Origin of the sequence: Paraburkholderia ginsengiterrae (assembly GCF_001645125.1) — a bacterium.
GTDB classification, from domain to species: Bacteria; Pseudomonadota; Gammaproteobacteria; order Burkholderiales; family Burkholderiaceae; genus Paraburkholderia; species Paraburkholderia ginsengiterrae.
This window is the reverse complement of the sequence record NZ_LXKA01000209.1, coordinates 80,521-101,966: the sequence shown is the minus strand read 5'-3', so window position 1 is coordinate 101,966 and position 21,446 is coordinate 80,521. Positions and strand designations below refer to the sequence as shown.

The window sequence follows — 21,446 nt, the reverse complement described above, 5'->3', positions numbered from 1 at the left end:
AGACCCGCCTCGTCATCCGGGTGTCCGGATCTTGCGTCTGAGTCCATGTCTGCCACCTCGCTGGAACCCTCGGAACATTCTCGCATGCAACCTGCGCGCACTTGTGCAGCGGCCCTAGCGGATGAGTTCACGGCCCGGATGAGCGCGCGGATAGCGTCGAATGTACTGGATGCCAAACGCGAGGAAACGGTCCGAAGCGGTGAGGTTGTCGCGCCGAAAGCTCAACGTATCGAAGATCGGTGCGTCTTCGTTCACAAGGCGCAAAGCATACTCGCGCGATTGTGCAAGCAGTGCCCTGGCGCTGTCGTCTTCAGCGAAATCGGCTGCCGGGGTGGCGCTGACAAGAAAGCCCTGCGTCGCGTGGTTCTCTACTGGGCAAAGGCTATGCAATTGATAGAACTTGCGCCCACCCGTTTCGCTCGCAATGGTCACCGTATTGACGCCCCAGAGCCTGCGGTCCTGGACCACCTCACCGAACTCCGGCGTGCTCACGCGCGCCTCGTAGCCAAGCGTGTGCTCGTGTTCGGTGACGCGGTCCAGGTCGACTTCGATCGGCATGCCGTGCACGACGCGAAAGTGCTGGAGATCGAAGCTGTTGAGGAACACGATGGAGCTCTCCACTTTCATTGGCAGCGGATTGCGGTAGGCCTCGATCACGAGCGCGGCCTCACTCTGCTCGAAGTGCGGTGCAGGATGAAGGGGCGTCTCCCCGTTGAAGGCCCAGATGAGCCCGAGCGACTCCGCCGTGGGGTAGCTGAACAATTTCGCGTAGGGTGGCGGCGGATCGCCTGCCGGTACGTCGACACATGACCCTGCCACGTCGTAGCGCCAGAAATGGAACGGGCATTGAACCGTGTCATTCACGAGGCGCCCCACGGAAAGGTCCGCGCCAAGGTGCCGGCAATAAGCGCTCCTGACGTGCGCAATGCCATCGGAAGTGCGGTAGACGATCACGCGTCCGTCGAGAAATGGCGCGCCGATCAGACTGCCTCGCTCTACCTCCGACGAAAGCGCGACGGGATACCAGCACGCATGAAACTCCTCTTCGCCCCTGAATTCGATCTTCGTGCCGCGGCCGCGCGCATCAACCAGTCGTGACGGCTTCGCCGCCTCGTTTGCCAATGTCTCATCTGTCATCTTCGTCTCCATCGTTCCATCATTCGACGAGCGTCTCGCGATAGCCCTCCGGGCGCCGGCGCGCTTCGGCAATGCCAACCTCGAGCCGGCCCACCTTGTCGATCTCCGCGCGAACGCGGTCGCCGGGTTGCAGAAACTGCCCGATCGACGCACCCGATCCCGCGCACGAGCCCGTAAACACGATGTCGCCGGGTTCCAATGTAATGAAGCGGCTGATGGTGGCAACCTGCTCGTACACCGAATAGAGCATGTCGGACGTGCAGCCGTCCTGCTTGATTTCATCATTCACATAGAGACGCAGGCGAAGCTGCTGCGGATCGCTCACGAACTCCGCGGGCATCAGCACCGGGCCCACAGGCGCCATCGCGTCCTGTGCCTTCGCGCGCACGAGATCGACGCCGATCGTGGATTCGCGGTCGAGCAGGTCGCGGCAGGTCAGATCGATGCCGACCGTATAACCTGCAATCGCCGCCTGTGCCGAGTCGAGATCCGCATCGGTGAGTCGAGCGCCTATCACGACGGCCAGTTCGACTTCCCAATCGAACTGCTTCGTATTGGGCGGAATCGCAACTGCACCACCGGGGCCGACGATCGAGGTCGAAGGCGGACGCAGAAAAATCGGCATCTTCGGCCAGCGCTCAGCGGGCAGATTGAACTCGCGAAGGTGGTCCCGGTAGACGGCGCCCACGCACACGAGCTTGTTCGGGAATCGAATCGGCGTGATCAGCATGGCATCGGCGGTGGCCACGTATGCGCGCGACCACGCACCCTCCGCCGCGCATCGCGTTGCCAACCCCACCAGCGAAGGCCACGCGTCCTGCCAGCGGTTCATGATCTCGCGCAGAGTCGAGCCAAACCGGCCGCCGAACGTCGCGTCGAGCAGGTCCAGTCGGAAATAACCGGAGGGCAGCGCGATCGCCGCGCGCTCTCCGTCGGCGGTGTCGAGGTTGGCGAGAGCGAATTCCATAACGACCATTTTCCTCAGATGATTAACGCTTGTAGTGTCCGGCTCGTCCCGTCTACGCGCGAACGGCAATGACGTTGTGCTGTGCATCGTTCTGACTTCACTTTCACTCTATGAGGCGGCATGGCGTGCATCAATAGCGGCGAGAAGTTTGTCCGGTGGCCGGAAAGCTCCCCTCACATCCCGACATAGCGTCCCGGTCGATGATTGAGGGTGACCACCAGGTTGAGCGCGAGCGCGCCCACCAGCGAAGCGGCCAGCACGCGCGGCGACACCACGAACAGCGACGCCACCACGATCGACACGTCGACGGCCATTTGCACCTTGCCCGCGCGAATGCCGTGATGCTCCTGCAGAAACAGCGCGACGATATGGACGCCGCCAAGGCTTGCATGGTGGCGGAAGAGCACGACGAAACCAGTGGCCATCACGGCGGCCCCGAGAACTGCTGCATAGAACGCATCGAGCCTGTCGATATGGATGAAGCGCGGGTGCAGCATCGAAAAGCCCGCGACCAGCACCGTCGCGCACAGCGTCTTGATCCTGAACTGACGGCTCATGCGGCGAAAGGCGAAATAATGGAATGGCACGTTGATCGCGAGAAAGACGGGACCGAATGCCCATCCGGACACGTAGTGGATGAGAAAGGCGAGCCCCGCCGTGCCGCCCGTCATAAGCCCCGCGTGGTTGTACAGGTTGACGCCGAGCGAGACGAGCAGAGCGCCGACCACGAGCGCGACGGCGTCTTCATACGGACAATGTCTGATCGCCGGCAGGGGTGCGTGCACATCATCACCTGGCATGACTTACTGCGGAATGTGAATGATCAACGCATTCTTCACGGAGTTGACACCCGGCACGCCCTGGGCCGCGCGTGTTGCGAGGTCGATCTCCGATTGCTCAGGCACCGAGCCTTCGAGCACTACATCGCCATTGCGCGCGTGAACGGTGATGTTGATGACTTCGAGCCCCTTCGTCTTCGCGAGCGCGCGCCGCACATTCTTTTGCAACGCGCGGTCGGCTGCGCGCACCTGCCTGGCGTTCGATGCTGGACTCGCGCCACTCGAAGCAGCCACGTTCCCAGGCTGCGCGTGCGCGCAGACGATCGACAGGAGGACAAGCGCCCCCGCTACCGTGTTTCTTGTCATTTGCTTCACCTGTTTTCCTCATGGCCGCCTGCGTCCCCATGACGGCGTCGCGGCCCGTTGCGCCGAGTTGCCGTCTAGAACAGCGTCCGGATGCCAACCCGCGCGGCGAAATCGCGTCCGTTGGACGAAGCGGGGACCGTCAGGAATGTGGCATGTGCACCGCCCGTCACGTCCTGATATGCCGCGCTGATATACACATCCGTCTTCTTCGACAGTGAATAGTCGAGAATCGCGCTTGCGACGTGCCATGTCGAAGGCGACATCCGTGTGAGTGAAAAGCCTGCGCTCGCCGACAACGCCGGCGTAATCTGGTAGACCTCGCTGATCTCATATGAGCGCATCGTCACCGTCGCGCTCCGATACTTGATGCTCGTCGCGGTGAAGAGTGCGCGCGTGGACGAAGGACCGAAGGTCACGCTTGCAGCGGCCTCGATGTTCTGCATGTTGCTCGCCACGAATGCGCCTGAAGGAAACGGCGAACCGAGTGTCGTGCCGATCTGCGCGGTGGGGTTCAGTGACATGCCATGCACGTTGTTATAGGCGAACGCCGCGCCGAAGACGCCCCCGCTGTATTGCATGCCCGCGGCAACGACCCGTCCGCTGCCCGTGGTTGCCGGATCGGCGCCGAACGCATACAGAGCACCCAGGCTGAGACCCGCAAAGGGCGTTACCGAATACTTCACTGAATTGTTGATCCGCAGCGACCCGCCAAGGTGGTCATAATCGCCTGGATGGAAGCCGTACGCGCCGAGCCGCGACCCGATTGAGAACAGGGTCATGTAGTCCCAGATGAAATCGTACTGGCGGCCAAATGTCAGAGAGCCCCATCGGTTGCTGGTCAGGCCCACGAAGGCTTGCCGTCCGAACATCAGGCCAGATTGCGAATCGGCGCCCGTGTTGAGGGAAAAGCCGTTCTCCAATGTGAAGACCACATGCGCGCCGGCGCCCAGGTCCTCAGTACCGCGCAGACCGAAGCGGCTCGGCTGGATGACACCATCGGCCGCTACCACTTCGCTCTTGCCGCTGGCATTCGACACATAGGTAATGCCCGAATCGATCAATCCATACAATGTCACTGCGCTTTGTGCGTGCGCGAAGGTCGGCAACGCGAGCGCAACGGCCATTGCGAGAGGCTTATTCATGCAGGTCTCCGTCCACGATTTTCTTCGATGAGCGGAAGAAGGCGAGAGACCTCGCGAGGCTTGCGGCCGCCTCGACTACCTATCAAGAATCACGATCACGTCACGCGTCTTCCGTGATTTCACTTTATGGGCACGCGCCTGCCCCTTCAATAAGAATTCCCGGAACGTCCGGTAGCCGGACAAACCATGTCAGTCCATCGTCATCGCCAGAACCATTGTTGCGACTTCAGCAACATGCAATCGCTCCGTTCAGACTTACAGCCCGTGAATCGCCCGGGTATGCTGAACGATCATTGGCGACGTTGCGCCATCGCATTGAAACTTAAAAGGGGAAATGATCGTGAAATTGCTCGTTGCCGGACTTCTTGTCAGTTCGCTCATCGCGCCGTGTCTGTCCTTCGGACAGCAGACGAATGAACCGCTCACGCGAGCACAGGTGCGGCAGCAAATCGTGGAACTCGAAAAGGCCGGCTACACGCCTGGCAGTTTCGATCCGCACTATCCGGAGAACATCCAGGGTGCGCAGGCGAGAATCGGCATGTCAACGAGCGGCGACAGCTCGCAAGGGACTAGCAGTGGGAAGCCTCATTAAAACAAACAAGTGGTACAGATACTTTCTGCAGAATGGGGAGGTATCGCGTCAAGCACAAGGAAAGACGACAGGCCGATGTTGAAGCGGAATGGTTGGTCTCAGCGCGTTTTGTCCAAAGTCTGAAGTAGCCCATATGCGCAACGCGCCGCTCACGGATGCGCGACCGGCCTGCAGCGCCGCATGTGCATCCTCGAGCGACTGCGATGCACGCTGGCAATACACCAGATATATTTGGCCCTCATCGGTCAGCCTGAGCTTGCGCGTCGAACGTTCGAACGGTCGCGTGCGCAATGCCACGGAGTTTTCTTCCGACAAGTACTGGCTGTGAGTGTAGCGCGCGAACGGCGGCTTGCCGCCGCCGTTCGATCCAGAACGTTCACTCCTTGAACGACGGATCGATCCGCTCGACCAACCGCAGCAGCGCGTGCCAATCCCTCTCTTTGAGGAATTCGTGCGAGTGCTCGAACTGTAGAGCTGCGCGCTCGCATACGGCCGGTGCCGGCAGCGTCCAATCGCCGATGTTGCCCGGCAGCGAGGTCTGAATCTGGCATGCCATCTCGAGGTAGTACATCAATTCGAACGCGGCATGGACGCTTCTCCCGGTCGTCAATAGCCCGTGATTGCGCAGAATCAGCGTGTGATGCCCGCCGAGATCGGCAACCAGGCGGCTGCGCTCGTCATCATCCAGCGAGATGCCTTCATAGTCGTGGTAGCTGACTCGATTGAAGAAGCGCATCGCGTGCTGCGAGACAGGCAGCAAGCCCTGCTTGAGCGCCGAGACGGCGACGCCGGCGCGCGTATGCGTATGCAGCACGCAGGCCACGTCATGCCGAGCCATGTGGATGGCCGAATGAATGACGAAGCCCGCGGGGTTGACGTCAAGCCCGTCGTCCTCGATCAGCTTTCCTTCGCAATCCACCTTGACCAGGTTTGCCGCGGTGATTTCCTCGTAGAGCAATCCGAACGGATTGATCAGGAACTGATCGTCGGTGCCGGGCACGCGCAGCGAGATATGGTTGTAGATCATATCCGTCATGCGGAAATGCGCGACGAGCCGGTAGCACGCGGCCAGTTGGATGCGGGCCTCCCATTCGACTTCGCTGACGGAACGACGCTTTGCTTTGCGGCGCGCCAATATCTCGCGCGGTGTCTCGGATTTCATCGGAGCTCTCTCATCAATGCGCAACTGGGCCACGCGGATAGTGGGAATAAGGAATTAAAACAGGCTGGGGCATGCGCAAGAAGTGCCGTTGCGTGGATAGGGGTTATCACGATCGTGAATATCGCGCCCGTTATTCACGATCGTGATAACCCCCTATGCCGGTCACTGTATTTCGCAAACGGCCTCTCTTCCTCATCATCACTTCAACGGTGCCGTGCCGCTTGTTGCACGCGTAACGAATTCAACGAGGAGAGAGACGTGCAGCAAGTACCCGTGGTAATTGTGGGCGCCGGGCCCGTTGGCCTGTCGATGTCGATTTTGCTTTCGCGCTTCGGGATCCGGAACCTGGTGGTCGAAAAGCGCGGCGGCGTGAGCACGCTGCCGCGTGCGAGAGGCATCATGAGCCGGACCATGGAGATCTGGCGGCACTTCGGGCTCGCCGAGGAGATGGACGCGCTGTCACTGCCGCCCGATTGGTGCGGCAAATTCGTCTATCTCGACACGCTCGCGGGCGAGGCGATCGGCGACATGCCGAGCGGCGTGATGGTGCCCGGCGCATGCGCGCAATGGACCGCCATGGACTTCAAATGCCTCGCGCAAGACCACATCGACGCCATACTTTGGCGTCACGCGAAGACCTATCCAAATGGAGACATCCGCTTTCGCACCGAAGTGCACGCGTACTCGCAGGACGATGACGGCGTCACCCTCACGTTGCGTTCAGGTGTGGACGGCCACGTTACGGAAACCCTCCGCACGCAATGGCTGATCGGCGCGGACGGCAGTAACAGCACGATCCGCAAGCTCGCGGGTATCGAACGTGTCGGCCGGGAAAATCTGCAGGCCTTCGTCAATTGCCACTTTCACGCTGACTTGTCGCGCTGGACCAAAGGCCGTGAGGGGGCGTTGATCTATACGCTCGGCAAGGGTGCCGAAGGCGTGTTTCAGGCGCTCGACGGTGAGCGCCGCTGGATGTGCCAGCTTTGGCTGGATCCGCAGAAGGATTCGATGGACGGCTGGACCGAGGAGCGCGTGCTTGCGCGCGTCAGGGCCATGATCGGCGCGCCAGAAGCGGAACAGATCGACTTCGACCTTCATTCGAATTACTCGTACACGTTGGCGGCTGTCGTGGCGGAGCGCTTGCGCGATCGCCGCGTGCTGCTCGTCGGCGATGCCGCGCATCATGTGCCGCCATTCGGCGGAATCGGCCTCAACAGTGGACTGCAAACCGCGCATAACCTCGCCTGGAAACTCGCCGCCGTGATGCGCGGTGCAGCCGACATGCCGTTGCTCGATACGTTCGACAGCGAGCGGCGCGAAGTCGCGCGGCGGGTCATTGCCTATTGCATGGACAACCTGCATTACGTGCTCGACATCCGTCGCGCGGCGACGCGCGAAGCGCAACGGGCGGCGGTCGCGGCGTCGCGTCCGTACGGCAACTGGGCGGGGCTTGATCTCGGCGTGCATTACGAAGCGCCGGGTGCATTCATCGACGACGGCACGCCGCTGCCTGCAACCGCTCATGCCGTGATCGACTACGTGCCGAGCGCGAAGCCTGGCTATCGCGCGCCGCACTTCTGGGTGGAGCAGGGCGAGCGCCGCTTTTCGGTCGTCGAGTTGTTCGAGCAGGATTTCGTGCTGCTTGCGGGTGAGCGCGGGCACTCGTGGATTGAAGCCGCGGCAGGTCTGCGCGGAATCGGCAAAGCACCGATTCCGGCATGGCGGGTGGGGAGCAACGCTGATCTGAAACCCGACCGCTCATTTACCGGGCTATATGGCGTGCAGGACGACGGCGCGGTGCTCGTACGGCCAGACGGACATGTCGCTTTTCGCAGTCCGGTTGCGCTCGCCGATCCGCGTGACACGTTAAAGCGCGCATTGCAAGCGGTACTGAGCGGCGCTACGCAAGGGGAGGCCCAATGAACTCATCCTTCAGCCCCGACGCGGCGGCGGCCCTTCGGCAACATCGAATCGAGAGCTTTGCGCTCGCCAATGGCGAACTGCTGCCCGAGGCCGTCACGGCCTTCCTGACCTTCGGCGAACTCGCGCCGAACGGGCGCAACGCGATTCTCGTCACGCACGGCTACACGAGCGGCCCCGACATGCTGAGGCCCGATAGCGCAGCGGCGGAGGGCTCGTGGAGCGAGTTGGTCGGCCCCGGGAAGCCGATCGACACCGAACGTTTTTTCGTCGTATGTCCGAACATGCTGGGCTCGTCATATGGCTCGACCAACGGGGCGAGCATCGATCCCCGGACGGGTCGTCCATACGGCTTGCGTTTTCCCGGCGTGACGCTCGCCGACATCGTGAGCGCCCAGCACGCGCTGCTCGACCACCTGGGCGTGCGGCACCTCGTTGCGGTCGTCGGGCCGTCGTTCGGCGGGTTTCAGGCGTTTCAGTGGGCAGTGTCGTATCCGGACTTCGTCGATGGGATCGTGGCGGCGACCAGCGCGCCGTTTTGCCCACCGGCCGATGTTAAGGGCATCGTTAAACGTCTAGCTCAAGATCCGAACTGGCACGACGGCGACTATTACGACGTGCCGGGCGGCGTCGACGCGACGCTCACCCGGATGCGCGTTGAGACGCTGCGGAGCTTCGGGATCGACACGGTGCTGGCGGCGCGCTTTCCCGACGCCACCGCGCGCGATGCCGAGATCCAGCGCATTGCCGCGACATGGGCCGAGCGCTTCGATGCGAATTCGATGGTCATTCTGATGCGGGCCGCCGAGTGCTTCGACTTGCGGCCTCGGCTGTCACGCATCGCGGCACGCGTGCTGTTCGTGCTGTCGAGTACGGATCGCCTGTTTCCGCCTACGCTTGCGCCCGGCGTGATGGACGCGTTATGGAACGCCGGCGTGCAAGCGGCCTATCACGAGATCGACAGCCCGCACGGACACTTCGCGTCGGGCGTCGATGCCGGGCGATGGGCGCATCGTCTCGCGGCATTCATCGAGGCGCTCACGCGCTGATTCGCTGATCGAGGCGGTACATCTTCCGGCTCACGAAGGCGCTCACGGAGACGCGCTTGAAGATGTCCGCGAACGACATCGCGGCAAAACAAATAAAGAAGCCATCCGGCCACTGCGGATTCATCCCGAATCCGTCGCCCGGACGGGGCTTCGATCAAAACACCACGGAGACTGTATGAAGATCCATCGGCTGGCCGCACTCGCGGTCATGGCGGCGAGCTTGCTCGCGCATGCATACGACGAACCGACGGTCAATCTCGGTTCGACCAGCTTCATCGACGTCGCGCCGAATATCCAGTCAGGCTGGGCAGTATCGCAATACTTCGAGTACTACAGCGCCAACAAGCTGAGCAACAACAGCGGCAACCGCCTGCCGCTGCCGCAAGAATCGCTCGACGTGCTGGGCTCGATTACGCAGTTGATCTATCTGTCGGAGAAGCGCGCCGGCGTGCCGCATTGGGGAGTGAATGTGATCGAGTCGGCGACGCTTGGGTCCTCGATCAACGACGGCATGGGCGATGCGCGTCTTAAAGCGCGCAATGGGCTCGGCGATCTGCGCGTCGGGCCGTTTTTGCAGACCGACACGTGGATGCTGAACGGACGGCCGTTTCTGACCCAGCGCTTCGAGTTCGATTTTGTGATCCCGACGGGTGGCTACAACCCGCACTACACAATCGATCCGGGCAACAACGTGTGGGCCATCAACCCGTATTGGGCCGCGACGCTATGGCTGACACCGAAGTGGAGCGCGTCGTTGCGGCTGCACTATTTGTGGAGCGGGCGCAACGATGCGCCGCCTGTTTCGCTTGGCCCGGGCGCGCGCGACGTGCAGGCCGGACAAGCCGTGCATGCGAACTTTGCAAGTGAGTATGAAATCGTCAAGGGTTTCCGCCTCGGCGTGAACGCGTACTGGCTGCTGCAATTTACCGATTCGAAGATCAACGGGCAAGTCGCGCGGGACCGGCGCGAGCGCGTGCTCGGCATCGGCCCGGGCGCCTTGTGGCAGATCACGTCGCACGATCATCTGTACTTCAACTACTACCAGGAATTGGATGTCCGCAACCGGCCGGATGGCACGCGAGCATTTGTCCGCTACATGCATGTCTTCTGAACCGCATCCGTGCCATTGCGTAACGGGTCGCGTATCGTTATGGGGGTCTGGAGCGCGTCCGCGGAGGATGCGCAAACGGGATAGGGGGCGCCATGAAGCTGAGAGACGTTGATCTGAATCTGCTGGTCGTGCTGCACGAAGTCCTCGTCAAAGGCAATGTGTCGCGCGCGGCGGAAAGCCTGGACATGTCGCAACCGGCCGTGAGCAACGCGCTGAACCGTCTGCGCGGCATGCTCGGCGACGATCTTTTTCTGCGCACCTCGAAAGGCATCGCGCCGACGCGCTTTGCGGAGAACATGCGCGAGCCGGTCGCGCATGCGCTGGAAATGATCCTCGACGCCGTCAACACCCATTCGGGCTTCGACCCGGCCGTGAGCAAGCGCGACTTTCGTGTCGCGCTCACGGATGTCGGCGAGATCTACTTCCTGCCGGCGCTGTTGCCGCTGCTGTCCAAGGCCGGACCGGGCATCACGATCACGTCGGTGCGCAACACGTCCGTTAATTTGCGCGACGAGATGGAGAGCGGGCGGATCGATCTGGCGCTGGGGCTCTTGCCCGATCTCAACTTCGGCTTCTTTCAGCGGCGGCTTTTTTCGCAACGCTACGTTTGCCTGTTTCGCAAGGCGCACCAGCTGGCCGGCAAGCCGCTCACGCTCGCCGGCTTTCAGACGGCCGAGCACGTCAGCGTGACAGCAGAAGGCACGGGACACACCGCAATCGAGGCCATGTTCGAGCGCATGGGCATCGCGCGCAATGTCCGGTTGCGCGTGCCACACTTCGTTGCAGTCGGGCACATTTTGAATTCTACGGATCTCATCGCAGTCGCGCCGGAGGCGTATGCGCGGCGCGCCTTCGAAACGGCCAATCTTGCCAGCGCACCGTGTCCGGTCGAGCTGCCCGAGATCACGATCAATATGCTGTGGCATGCGCAGAATCATCGCGATGCCGGGAATCAGTGGCTCAGGCAGCTGGTGTTCGAGCATTTTTCAAGCGACGAGCGCTGAGCTTGTGGAACGAAGAGCGTCCCGATTTTCACCGACCCTCGGTCACTTTCAGAAGAGCATGCGGGTTAGCTCTGCGATTTCGGCGGGAAGGCGGGGCCCAATCCGACAAATGGACGAAGCGTCTGGCCGCGTGCCGGTACGGTGCACGTGGCCATCTTGATGTTCATACCAAGCGTAAAAGCCGCACATTAAAGGCGAAGCTATCCCTGCGTGAACACCATTGGTCAGATCGTTTCGGTTTCGCGCAACGTCAACGGAGTTCGCGAATCGAATGACCGTTTGCTGGGGCGGAGCCGACGTTTGAACGTCCGAGCGGCGGTGCGTACGAACAACGCTTCATGGCCGAACCCGGAGGTTCAGTGTCGAACCTCCGTGGTTGATACGTGTGTCCCCTCGAATTACCGGTACCTCCCCTCTACGGAGGTTGCAACCTTCCGACTGGCGCATGCGGATCCACACCGTGGCTGAACAGGCGCTGCTAGCTACCCAGTGCCTGGTTGCCTTCTTTCCGGCACGACTCAGAAAACTTGAGAGCCTCGCTAACGTTTTGTTCGCGCGGTCCAATACGCATGGTCACCACAACAACCCGGTTCGAAAAGCAGGCGAACGCGATGCCGATTTTCCGCGAGACGCAAATGCCACAGAAGGCGCAAGTGGGTGTAGATTAGCATCTTGTTGCGACCCGCCACTGTGTCTTCGAATCGGTCGCCATCCGAGTGATTCCTGAAGTTGCACAGGAGCCGGCATGAACACGAAGCATAGCAAGAAAGGTCATCTCGAAGCCGCGGCGTCACACCACGAGCAGGCCGCGCGACATCACCGCGAGGCGTCGCGGCATTTCGAGGGTGGTCAAGACTTTGCCCACGCTGCACATCAGGCGATGATGGCCCATGGCCACACGTTGCATGCGATCGATCAGGCACACGACGCTGGCGCGCACAGCGCCAATACGCCATCAATAACGCCTCCCTCGACCGGCTCAGGCGTAAGTGCCGCGGACGTGGCAAAACATCATGCGGCGGCCGTGGAGCTTCACACGCAGGCAGCGCAGCATATGCGCCACGCCGTCAAGCTCTTCGATCAGGATCGTAGCGCGGTCTCCCACGACGCACAGCTAGCGCTCTCCCTTGCACTGCGCGCTTTGTCCCATGGCAACGAAGCAGCCAGACTATTTGTCAAGCTCGCTGCCAGTGGTGCTTCATGAGCTAAGGTTGGTTGAATTCAAGCAAGTCACATCTTGTTTGGTGGAGTATTCGGACTGGTGCGGTACCCGTTTATAGTGCGTATCGAGCGCGCCGAAAGCAGAATCGCTTTCTGCGCGGCGTGCACGCCGTACAGCACCAGGTTGTCGGACGGATCTACGGTCGTGGGCCTCCCGTACCGATCCGTGCAATCCAGCGTGCCACTCGCGACTAAGCCGTTCGTTCCAGCAGGTCTGTTGCGAAAGACTTCGCATGCGCTACGGCCTCTTGCGCGTCGAGGAATACACCGAGCTGCTCCCAGTGCTCTTCGGCCGCGTACGTTCCTTTCACACCGAGTGCCCTCTGAACGCGCAATTGCGCTGCGTATCTGCCGTCCTCCAATGGTCGAGCAGTCGCTATTACCTTGTGCGGAAGGTCGGATCTTTCTGGCTGAACCAACTCGACAGGACCGCCAGGTACGCCGATATCTTTCAACTCGTTCCTGACTTTGCAGTCCGGGCAGTAGAAGCACCACCCCTCGTCCTCGTGAGTGGATCTGACCTGCCCACGAGCCAGCACGGCACGACATTCAACGTTTTCGCAGATGAACGGCATAGCAGTCTCCGGAGTTGTTTGAAAGAAATCCTAGCATGTCCGCCGACGGCCAACCATCGGCATCGTTGCCGTGCCTGAGGCTAACGAAACCCTCAAGCGCGAGTCGGCGAGATCGCGTTACGCGGCCGCAGAGTCGCCATGATCAGGTATAGACCGCCGCCGATCGCCACAGTAGGTGATCCGGGTCGAGCCAACGGCCATCGGCGCCAAGAACGGGCCTCGCTCGCCGTCTGACGCCGGCCTCCTTGGTTTTGTCGAGCACCCGCTCATCGGAATGCCGTGGCTGAACGAGAAGCCGTCGGACCGGCCCAGTCCTGGAATTTGCGCACCGTCCCAATGCCCTTCTGGATGATGAGCAAGCGCAGCGCCCAAATGACTACTTGGCAGATCACCTCCAGACCGGGGTGGCCGAGCAAGCTTTGAAGGACGGTATGCCGGGCGCTCGATCGATGGACCAGCGAGTCTAAACCGAATCTCCACTTCGACTTGTGCTGACATTCAGGATTGGCTGAGATCGACCCACAAGAGACGGTCGCGTCTTCCCGAAGCGGCCGTTCGCGAACGTACGAGCAACGACGCGGCGGGGCGCCGTGACGGCAGGTTTCCTCAACGTTTGGGGCGAGAAAATATGTTGACGAGATTGCCGTCCGGGTCGCGCAGCAAAAGGGAGCGATTGCCCCACGGCATCAACGTCGTGGGCATTACGATGTTCGTCCCGCAGGCGCACATCCGCTCAAACACCGCGTCAACGTCCTCCACTTCGAACTCCAGGATCGCCGATTGATTTGCAGCCGCAGTGGCAGCGCCGACATTGAAAAGCTCGATTAGATGCTCAGACGATATCGCAAGCGTTGCTCCTCCGAATCGTATTTCCGCAAATCCATCCGCCGGACGTACAGCCTCGATACCGGAAAGCCTTTGATAAAACTCCACCAGTCCATCGATATCCCGGGTAACAACACGAACCGATGCGAACTTCATTTTGAGCTCCTCGCCAAGAAAGGAAGCTCAGTCTAATGGTCGATACTGTCAGATTCTGGCAGTATTGTGCGGCTGGCGACGTGATTGAGCTTGCGCCACTCACGAAGCAGTGTTGACCGCCTTTTGGGGTAGCGCTCTTCCAACGGCTCGACGTTCGAGATCCGGTCCGAACGGAAATTCCGAAAATCAGCTCGAAGCTCGCACCAGCACATCAGGACCCGCGCCTGGTCGAAATACACCAAGGCAAAGGGCCAAACGACACGCTGCGATTGAATACCACTGGCGTCCACGTATGTAATATTGAGCTTATGCTCTTCTCGGACTGCGGCACGCAGAAGGTCAGGTGAGACTTTGTGGGCAGGTCTCTTCAACGGCGCGCCGACTAGTAGCGAAGACTCCTCCAGTTCGCGACGCAGTTCAGCGGGCAGTACGGCGGCTATCTTCGCAAGCGTGCTCAGCGCACCGGACGAGAGCGTCTTGTCGCAGCGATCGGCCACCCAGCGCATGCCAAGAACCAGGGCGTCGAGTTCCTCTGAGCGAAACATCATGGGCGGCAGCATGAAACCCGGTTTCATCGCGTAACCAACGCCCGGTTCTCCCTCGATCATTGCTCCTTGCGCCTGCAAACTGGCGATGTCCCGGTATAGCGTGCGGATACTCACGCCGAGTTCCTCGGCCAGGGCTTGGCCACGCACGGGGCGTCGGTAACGACGTAACACTTGCAGGAGATGAAGAAGACGCTCGGAGCGGGACATATGTAAATCCTGATATCGACACTGAAGTAAATCGGCGACGCTATCGGTTACTTCAAGTTGAATGCTATAGGTCGCGTCCAGACAGACATCGCATTGTTGACGATCTATGCGGCTCAGTCGAACGCCTCAACCTAGCCGCCTGCTGCCCGATGCGGATGGCAGAGGCCGTTTAGAGTTGGGCGATGGCAGGCATCGACCAACCCTAAACGAACCCGGAAGTTTGTGATGGGAACGAGGTGCTTAGAAGACTACGCATGCCGTTCCTTATGGGGAAGATGACGAAGGAGCAAGCATCAAAGTGGAGACCTTTCCATCGTTTTCGAATTCGACAAAGCCGATTCTGCTGTACCAGTCATAGGCAGCCCGGTTGCACACGAAGACATTCAAGTACAGCGGCTTCTGTAAGTGACTGGACAACGCGATCACCTTGGCAATCGCTGCACCGCCAATCGACTTGTTTTGCATCTCCGGCACAATACAAAGCATTCTTAGCCATACGAGATCCGGTTCGACGTCCCAGTGCACAAACCCGCATCGGTTGCCTTCCCATGTAACTATCTGACAAGAACCTTGGCGAAGGCTTTTGGCAAACCCTGCCTGTTGCAAGTCGTCGTCCCAGCCATATGCTGAGGTAACGAATCCTTTCATCGTTCGCCGGTACGTGTCAAATAGCCATTCTGAGTCTTCGGGAACGGCCTGCCGAAAATCTAGATTCATCACAACCGCCGATCACGATAAATAGCTCTTCACCAGAATATCGGATACAGGGGATCGGCATCAACCGGGTGGGGCCGACAAACGCCGACGGATGCGTAATGCCGTTTACCGGACGGCTGAGTTAACGATCCGCGCCGGCCGAATCAGGGCTCTCCCGAACCACCGAAGTCGGCCCGCTGCAGCGGGTGGATAGACTCGCACCCAATGGCCCATCGGCATTCGAAGCCCAGCCGGAATCTGTTCAGCGTTTCAACTTCTGAAATAGTGCATTAACGTTCTGGACGTTCCCGTACAGACGAAGCGTTCGATAGACTGCATTCATTGAACTGAAACGCGCGCCAACCGGCGCGGCACGGCAACCGTAGAGGTACACATCATGAAAACCCTGGCACAAACTTTCGTTCTCGCTGCTGCCCTCGCCGCACCGGCCTTGTCGTCTGCGCAGTCGTCGCAAACATTGACCCGCGCGCAGGTCCGTGAGCAACTCGTTCAGATTGAGAATGCCGGCTACATGCCGGGCGCAACAGATGCGTACGACTATCCGCACAATCTTCGCTCTGCAGAGGCTCGAATAGCTTCCCAGAAAGCTATTGCGCAGGGTGCCGGTTACCGTCCGTCAGAAAGCGGCGTGACTGATGCTGGTCAACGCATGCGAAACGCAGACCCGAACGGAAGTTGACCGGCCTCAATTTTTTTGTTTCCTCTCCGCAGGCAATACCTGCGTGTCAATCCGCCTGACACGATTTTTTAGCCTTACCATCACTCAGCATGAGTTGCAAAACGACCTGGACGGCGATGCGCCTGCTCCGAACAACATTTCTTGCACTCTTCATTCTGAGACGCTGGAAGACCTTGGTTGTCAGGGTGGGAAGACGTCAGCCTTCTTTCCCTTCAGAATGACCGCGGTCTAACGGGTTTGCCTGTCGACTACTTTTGGGGGCCAACAAAATGGGAGCCCGCGCCAGCGAGCAAGTGCCCGCGTTTGGGTCGCAGCAACTCGGAAAATCATGGGTTAGCCGCCTTGTCTTTGACGGTGACCGGACGGGCACTGTCTGCTTTCAAATCGGCCGACTCGTCCAGCGTAAGTATCTGCTGCCTGTACCAGACGCCCGCATCAAGAATGTCCGCCTTCAAGGCCTCGGCTGCCGCAATCGGATCGCGCTTCGCAAGGGCCGCGAGAATGTTGAAGTGATGCATGACACCCCGGTCATGAAGCGTCTCTTGCGCGGCCTGCATCCGTTTCATGATGGAAGCGAGATACGGCCCGCTTTGCAACCAGAGCATTTCGATCATCGATACGAGCAGGTCCGACTTCGCCGCGCGATAAATCGCGAAGTGCATCCGCTCGTTTGCGGCGACCGCCGCCGGCACGTCTGCGGCATCGACCGCATGGCTATATGCCTCGTTGGCCGCCTTGATCGCAGTGAAGTCTGCGGGCGTCATTCGTTCAGCAGCGCGGGCAGCCGCGTGTGACTCGACTGCCGCCCGGGCGTCAATGAGCTCGTCCAGGCGCCCAACCGACACCGTCGGCACCCGAAGCGTACGGTTCGGCAACATGTCTAGCGCCCCTTCTGTCACAAGGCGGCTGACCGCCTCACGCACCGGCATAGTGCTCGTGCCCAGTGACTCAGCGAGACCACGTATCGTCACTGTCGCGGACGGGACGAAACGCCCGGATCGCAAAGCGTTTGCGAGTTCCGTGTATACGCGATCCCTAAGCGCGACCGTACTCAGCCTTGTCATTGTAGGGGCAGCGTCATTCCTGGGATCTTCGTCTTCACGTGCGATGTCGCGGCGCATGTTGTCTATTGAGTTACCCGGTTTCTCGTTGCCTGTGTGATACCGCACTGTCGATTGCAATTCTTGTGATCACAAGTGTATTGCAAGCCCAGTCTTCTGACGATTCGAATTTCAGCTATTGACGTGCCCGCAACTACTTTGTCCCACTATTATTGGCACATTTATTTTGGTAGAGCGACCACGCACAACTTACGATGCGTGAATTACAATCCGACTTTGTGATCATTTATCTTCATGCGAAGGAAGCAGCGCCAGGACTGTACAAGCGGACACTTGCCGCATCCGGGAAATCGAAGGCGGGAATATAGTGGACAGACTTTTCACGATGCGGGTATTCGTTCAGGTCATCGACAGTGGCAGCTTCGCCGGGGCGGCTCGCGTGCTCGAGCTATCCAAACCAATGGTTACCCGCGCCATCGCCGAGCTGGAGACTCACCTCAGGGCTCGACTCCTCCAGCGCAGCACACGAAACGTTCTGCCCACCACTACCGGGACCGAATTCGCCGAGCGCTGCCGCGAGATTCTGAGCGCCACGGCCGAGGCCGAAGCGCGCGCCGGACATGAAGCCGCGGCGCCTTCTGGGGCACTACGTGTCGCAATGCCGTCGGCGCTCGCTCTCGCCTTACTTGCCCCGCTGGTAGCCGCCTACTGCAAGCGATACCCGGAGGTGTCGATCGACATTACGCTGGCCGACAGACCGATCGATTTAATCGAAGAAGGATTCGACGTAGCGGTCGTCGTTGAAGCCATGCTCAGGAGCGAGGACATAGTCACTCGCAAGGCGAGTGGAAGCAGCTTCGTGGCGTGCGCCACTCCCGCCTATCTCACCGGGGCGAATCCGAAAAGCTACGCTGAGCTCGCGAATCACAGGATTCTTTGCCTCAAGAGCTTCGCAAAAAGGTTTGCGGCCGCCGGATGTAGCAATCTGCACCTCACCACGAACACGGCAATGCTCCGTCTTCTTGCACGAGAGGGGTTGGGCATCGCGATATTGCCCGCCTTTCTGATAGCCAACGATCTCGCCGACGGCAGTCTAAGAAAAGTTCTCGCGGACGAGAAACTGGATCGTGTCGATATTCATGTGGCGTATCCCAGCCGAAAATATGTCCCGGCGAAGGTGATGCACTTCGTCGAGATGAGTCTCGCGCAGCTCGACGCGTTAAGTCATCGCACCGCTCCGGGCACCCCCCATGTCGGCGAATCCAGTCTGCAGTCAGCCGCATCTATTTCGCCGCGCGACACGCCGTAACGCCATCACCACGACTTGTGGTCGCGCCAACTCGACACCCGCAGGCGCATGTAATGCGACCTTTTCCAGCAAGGTCAACGCACGCCATCTGGATCATATCGTGGGTGTGGCCCACAATTGGTTTTTCCTTCATACGACGAAGCCATGCTCAAAGCTATAGCTGCCCGACCGTTGCTGCTTCGGAAATCGCAAACACCCCCGCAGCTGCACGCATGCGCGACGACTCACTTTCAAGCGAATCGGCAACCGACGCCACCTCCTGAACAAGTTGCGCGTTTTGCTGCGTCAGTCCGTCAATGCGTGCAACGGCGGTGTTAACCTGCTCCACGCCAGCCCGCTGTTCTGCCGCCGCCTGATCGATCTCGCAGACAGCCTGACGCACGCGTGCAATAGCCTGCTGCGCGGCGTCGATTGCAATTTCAGTCTCCCCCGTGAGCGAAGAACCCACCTTTACCTTATCGGCGGCCACACCAATCAGGGCGCGAATTTCCCCCGCCGCGCTAGCACTTCGCTGTGCGAGTGCGCGTACTTCCGTAGCCACGACTGCAAACCCACGCCCGCCGTCCCCAGCGTGCGCAGCCTCAACTGCAGCGTTAAGCGCAAGGATATTTGTCTGGAAGGCAATCGACTCAATCACCGAGATAATCTCTGACACCTGCGCTGACGCCCCCGAAATCTCACCCATCGTCAGCTTCATCCTCGACATCATGTCGCATCCGTTCTGCGTCACCTGGGTGGCATGTTCAGCCAGCGTCCGCGCCATACTTGCCTGGTCGGCGGTCTGCCGGAGCATGACCGTTATTTCCTCCATACTGGCTGCAGTCTCTTCAAGAGACGCTGCCTGGCTGTCGGTACGAGCAGAGAGGCTTCGGTTTCCTTCGGCGATATCCCGGGCCGCCTGGGCCACGTTATCAGAGGTTTCCTGAATATGCAGGATACTGACCCGTAGAGAATCACGCATCTGCCTGATCGCCGCACGAAGACTATTTTTGTCCCCAGGAGCAACATCGAGAGTCGTAGTCAGGTCGCCGTTCGCAATGCGGATAGCCGCGCTGGCCACGTCGGACGGATCGCCACCCAGTACCCGTTGCACGCCCCGCGTCGACCACGAGACAATGACAATCAGTGCCACTGCAATCGAAAAAGATATAAGCGACGATCGCACGAGTGAGCCAATGAACGCCTTATCGATGTCGTCTACATACGCCGAAGTAACGATTATCCAATTCCAGGGTTCATAACGCTGCACATAACCGATCAGCGGAGATGGCGAGGACTTTCCAAGATGGGGCCACTGATAATTCAGGTAACCCCCGCCCGCCTGCCTGGAAGCGACTGTCATTTCGTCAAATAGCGCGAGGCCCTTACTGTCGCGCAAGCCATTGACTGACTTTCCGACAGCCGATGCTTTGAACGGATGCATCAACATGACTTCGTCAAACGAATACACAAGAAAGTACCCTTCCGACGAATAGCGCATGCCCTTGAGACGCTCAAGTGCCTGATGTCGCGCGACATCCTCCCCAATCTGTCCGGACTTAGCGAGAGAATGGTATTCGCTCACAACACTCGCGGCCAACGTCGCAACTTCTCGCAGATTTTGGCGCCGCTCGTCAATTCGAATTTCGCGCGCGTGCCAGGCGTCAAGGATCGACACGAGGATCAGGGCTACGACGCTCACGACGAGCGGCAACCAAAGTCTGCGGGAAAACGTCATGGTTTTCTTCTCGTAAATTATGGAAAACTCATTCCTATTGCTTACGTTATGCCCCGATGACCGCACGACCGATCACAATACGTTGCACATCGCTGGTCCCCTCGTAGATCTGGGTCACCCGTACATCCCGATAAATCCGCTCCACCGGGAAATCCTTCGTGTACCCATACCCTCCCAGAGTTTGAATGGCAGCGCTGCACACTTTTTCCGCAGCTTCCGATGCGAATAGCTTTGCCATCGAAGCCTCCTTCAGACAGGCTTGCCCCGCGTCCTTCAGAGCTGCCGCATGCCACGTCAACTGCCGAGCTGCCTCGATATTCGTAGCCATGTCAGCGAGGCGGAAAGCTACTGCTTGATGTCCGACGAGAGGAATACCGAATGCATGGCGTTCCCGCGCATAGCTCACAGCAACCTCATAAGCGGCGCGCGCCATCCCGATTGACTGGGCCGCGATCCCGATGCGACCGGCCTCGAGGTTGGAAAGCGCAATCCGGTAGCCCTGGCCCAGTTCGCCCACAAGGGCGTCACCCGGCACACGGCAATCTTCAAAAGTAATCTGCGCCGTGTCCGAAGCGTGCTGCCCGAGCTTGCGCTCAACGCCCGTCACTATGTAACCTTTCGTCGTCGTGGGCAGAATGAAGCAGGAAATCCCCTGCTTGCCAGCCGACGCGTCAGTGACAGCGAAGACAAGCGCAACATCACCCTCCCGCCCAGTCGTAATGAATTGTTTGACCCCGTTGATGACCCACTCGTCTCCGTCGCGACGGGCCGTCGTTCTGAGAGCCGACGCATCCGAGCCCGTATGCGGCTCTGTGAGACAGAAGCAGCCCAACAGCTCGCCCGTTGCAAGGCCAGTCAGATACGTCTTCTTCTGTGCTTCGCTGCCAAACCGTGCCGTAATGCCGCAAACCAGCGAATTCTGCACAGATACAATGGTCGACGTGGCACCGTGGCCAGCCGCAATCTCTTCGATTACGACAGCCAGAGACACGTAATCCAGTCCGACGCCGCCGTATTCTTCCGATACAGTCATACCAAGGGCGCCCAGTTCCCCCAACTCCTTAAGCGCCGCGCGAGGAAACTCCGCGCTTGCCTCCCAATGTTCTGCACGTGGCAAGAGTTTTTCCTGAGCGAACGCGCGCATTGAGTCCTGCATCATCTGCTGCTCGGCCGTCAATATCATTTGCATCTCCAGACAACAA

The 21,446-nt window shown here is 59.8% G+C and carries 22 protein-coding genes and 1 pseudogene; 8 read left to right on the top strand and 15 right to left on the bottom strand.

The features are described from left to right. Positions 1–114: 114 nt before the first annotated feature. From A6V37_RS15960 to A6V37_RS15940, 5 genes are all read right to left on the bottom strand, one after another. Positions 115–1,137 (bottom strand): Rieske (2Fe-2S) protein, encoded by a 1,023-nt coding sequence (locus A6V37_RS15960; protein WP_165614459.1) that lies wholly within the window; start codon positions 1,135–1,137, stop codon positions 115–117. 19 nt (positions 1,138–1,156) lie between these two features. Further along, positions 1,157–2,104 (bottom strand): fumarylacetoacetate hydrolase family protein, encoded by a 948-nt coding sequence (locus A6V37_RS15955; RefSeq protein ID WP_165614458.1) that lies wholly within the window; start codon positions 2,102–2,104, stop codon positions 1,157–1,159. Between the two features lie 173 nt (positions 2,105–2,277). Further along, complete coding sequence (locus A6V37_RS15950; protein WP_064269592.1) at positions 2,278–2,904, bottom strand: YitT family protein; 627 nt, start codon at positions 2,902–2,904, stop codon at positions 2,278–2,280. A 3-nt stretch (positions 2,905–2,907) separates the two neighbouring features. Further along, complete coding sequence (locus tag A6V37_RS15945) at positions 2,908–3,249, bottom strand: BON domain-containing protein (RefSeq protein WP_064269603.1); 342 nt, start codon at positions 3,247–3,249, stop codon at positions 2,908–2,910. Between the two features lie 74 nt (positions 3,250–3,323). Next, entirely contained in the window at positions 3,324–4,391 is a 1,068-nt protein-coding gene (locus tag A6V37_RS15940) for a porin (protein WP_064269591.1), read from the bottom strand. A 340-nt stretch (positions 4,392–4,731) separates the two neighbouring features. On the opposite strand from A6V37_RS15940, the gene A6V37_RS15935 reads away from it, so the two are divergent. Beyond that, positions 4,732–4,983 (top strand): DUF4148 domain-containing protein, encoded by a 252-nt coding sequence (locus A6V37_RS15935; protein ID WP_242665857.1) that lies wholly within the window; start codon positions 4,732–4,734, stop codon positions 4,981–4,983. A gap of 99 nt (positions 4,984–5,082) precedes the next feature. On the opposite strand, the pseudogene A6V37_RS43185 reads toward A6V37_RS15935, so the two are convergent. Together A6V37_RS43185 and A6V37_RS15925 are read right to left on the bottom strand one after the other, a co-directional pair. Beyond that, positions 5,083–5,274: pseudogene (locus A6V37_RS43185) on the bottom strand (LysR family transcriptional regulator); the annotation flags it as partial. An 85-nt stretch (positions 5,275–5,359) separates the two neighbouring features. Then, the gene (locus A6V37_RS15925) at positions 5,360–6,145 is read right to left on the bottom strand and encodes a class II aldolase/adducin family protein (RefSeq protein WP_064286128.1); all 786 of its coding nucleotides are present in this window, start codon (positions 6,143–6,145) and stop codon (positions 5,360–5,362) included. Between the two features lie 258 nt (positions 6,146–6,403). On the opposite strand from A6V37_RS15925, the gene A6V37_RS15920 reads away from it, so the two are divergent. Continuing rightward, positions 6,404–8,068, top strand: a complete 1,665-nt coding sequence (locus A6V37_RS15920) for an FAD-dependent monooxygenase (protein WP_075643499.1) — start codon at positions 6,404–6,406, stop codon at positions 8,066–8,068. After that, positions 8,065–9,114, top strand: a complete 1,050-nt coding sequence (locus A6V37_RS15915; protein ID WP_064269586.1) for an alpha/beta fold hydrolase — start codon at positions 8,065–8,067, stop codon at positions 9,112–9,114. Before A6V37_RS15920 ends, A6V37_RS15915 begins: the two co-directional genes overlap by 4 nt. Here the strand turns inward: A6V37_RS15915 and A6V37_RS42850 are convergent. Beyond that, positions 9,104–9,238: a hypothetical protein gene (locus A6V37_RS42850; protein WP_278185290.1), complete on the bottom strand. Its 135-nt coding sequence runs from the start codon at positions 9,236–9,238 to the stop codon at positions 9,104–9,106. The genes A6V37_RS15915 and A6V37_RS42850 overlap by 11 nt on opposite strands. 51 nt (positions 9,239–9,289) lie before the next feature. Here A6V37_RS42850 and A6V37_RS15910 point away from each other — a divergent pair, with 51 nt between their 5' ends. The 3 genes from A6V37_RS15910 (at position 9,290) to A6V37_RS41405 (ending at position 12,433) form a co-directional block, all read left to right on the top strand. Beyond that, a complete protein-coding gene (locus A6V37_RS15910) occupies positions 9,290–10,225 on the top strand; it encodes a SphA family protein (RefSeq protein WP_064269585.1) in 936 nt (311 codons plus the stop codon). A 92-nt stretch (positions 10,226–10,317) separates the two neighbouring features. Further along, positions 10,318–11,229, top strand: coding sequence for a LysR family transcriptional regulator (locus A6V37_RS15905; protein ID WP_064269584.1), 912 nt, complete (start codon positions 10,318–10,320; stop codon positions 11,227–11,229). Positions 11,230–11,974: 745 nt separating this feature from the next. After that, positions 11,975–12,433, top strand: coding sequence for a hypothetical protein (locus A6V37_RS41405; RefSeq protein ID WP_165614457.1), 459 nt, complete (start codon positions 11,975–11,977; stop codon positions 12,431–12,433). A 208-nt stretch (positions 12,434–12,641) separates the two neighbouring features. On the opposite strand, the gene A6V37_RS42365 is transcribed toward A6V37_RS41405, so the two are convergent. From A6V37_RS42365 to A6V37_RS15885, 4 genes are all read right to left on the bottom strand, one after another. Further along, on the bottom strand, positions 12,642–13,025 hold the full coding sequence (locus A6V37_RS42365) for a hypothetical protein (protein WP_064269583.1): 384 nt from the start codon (positions 13,023–13,025) through the stop codon (positions 12,642–12,644). A 606-nt stretch (positions 13,026–13,631) separates the two neighbouring features. After that, positions 13,632–14,006, bottom strand: a complete 375-nt coding sequence (locus tag A6V37_RS15895) for a VOC family protein (protein ID WP_064269582.1) — start codon at positions 14,004–14,006, stop codon at positions 13,632–13,634. Positions 14,007–14,038: 32 nt separating this feature from the next. Further along, positions 14,039–14,761, bottom strand: coding sequence for a helix-turn-helix transcriptional regulator (locus A6V37_RS15890; protein ID WP_064269581.1), 723 nt, complete (start codon positions 14,759–14,761; stop codon positions 14,039–14,041). 264 nt (positions 14,762–15,025) lie between these two features. Further along, positions 15,026–15,478: a GNAT family N-acetyltransferase gene (locus A6V37_RS15885; RefSeq protein WP_242665855.1), complete on the bottom strand. Its 453-nt coding sequence runs from the start codon at positions 15,476–15,478 to the stop codon at positions 15,026–15,028. Positions 15,479–15,854: 376 nt separating this feature from the next. On the opposite strand from A6V37_RS15885, the gene A6V37_RS39200 reads away from it, so the two are divergent. Continuing rightward, positions 15,855–16,157 (top strand): DUF4148 domain-containing protein, encoded by a 303-nt coding sequence (locus A6V37_RS39200; RefSeq protein WP_075643498.1) that lies wholly within the window; start codon positions 15,855–15,857, stop codon positions 16,155–16,157. A gap of 326 nt (positions 16,158–16,483) precedes the next feature. On the opposite strand, the gene A6V37_RS15880 is transcribed toward A6V37_RS39200, so the two are convergent. Further along, a complete protein-coding gene (locus tag A6V37_RS15880; protein WP_242665858.1) occupies positions 16,484–17,221 on the bottom strand; it encodes a GntR family transcriptional regulator in 738 nt (245 codons plus the stop codon). A gap of 364 nt (positions 17,222–17,585) precedes the next feature. Between A6V37_RS15880 and A6V37_RS15875 the strand changes: the two genes are divergently transcribed. Then, positions 17,586–18,527, top strand: a complete 942-nt coding sequence (locus A6V37_RS15875) for a LysR family transcriptional regulator (protein ID WP_064269579.1) — start codon at positions 17,586–17,588, stop codon at positions 18,525–18,527. 154 nt (positions 18,528–18,681) lie between these two features. Here A6V37_RS15875 and A6V37_RS15870 read toward each other — a convergent pair whose 3' ends face one another. Then, positions 18,682–20,244, bottom strand: coding sequence for a methyl-accepting chemotaxis protein (locus A6V37_RS15870; protein WP_064269578.1), 1,563 nt, complete (start codon positions 20,242–20,244; stop codon positions 18,682–18,684). Between the two features lie 46 nt (positions 20,245–20,290). After that, positions 20,291–21,427, bottom strand: coding sequence for an acyl-CoA dehydrogenase family protein (locus A6V37_RS15865; RefSeq protein WP_064269577.1), 1,137 nt, complete (start codon positions 21,425–21,427; stop codon positions 20,291–20,293). Between the last annotated feature and the right edge of the window lie 19 nt (positions 21,428–21,446).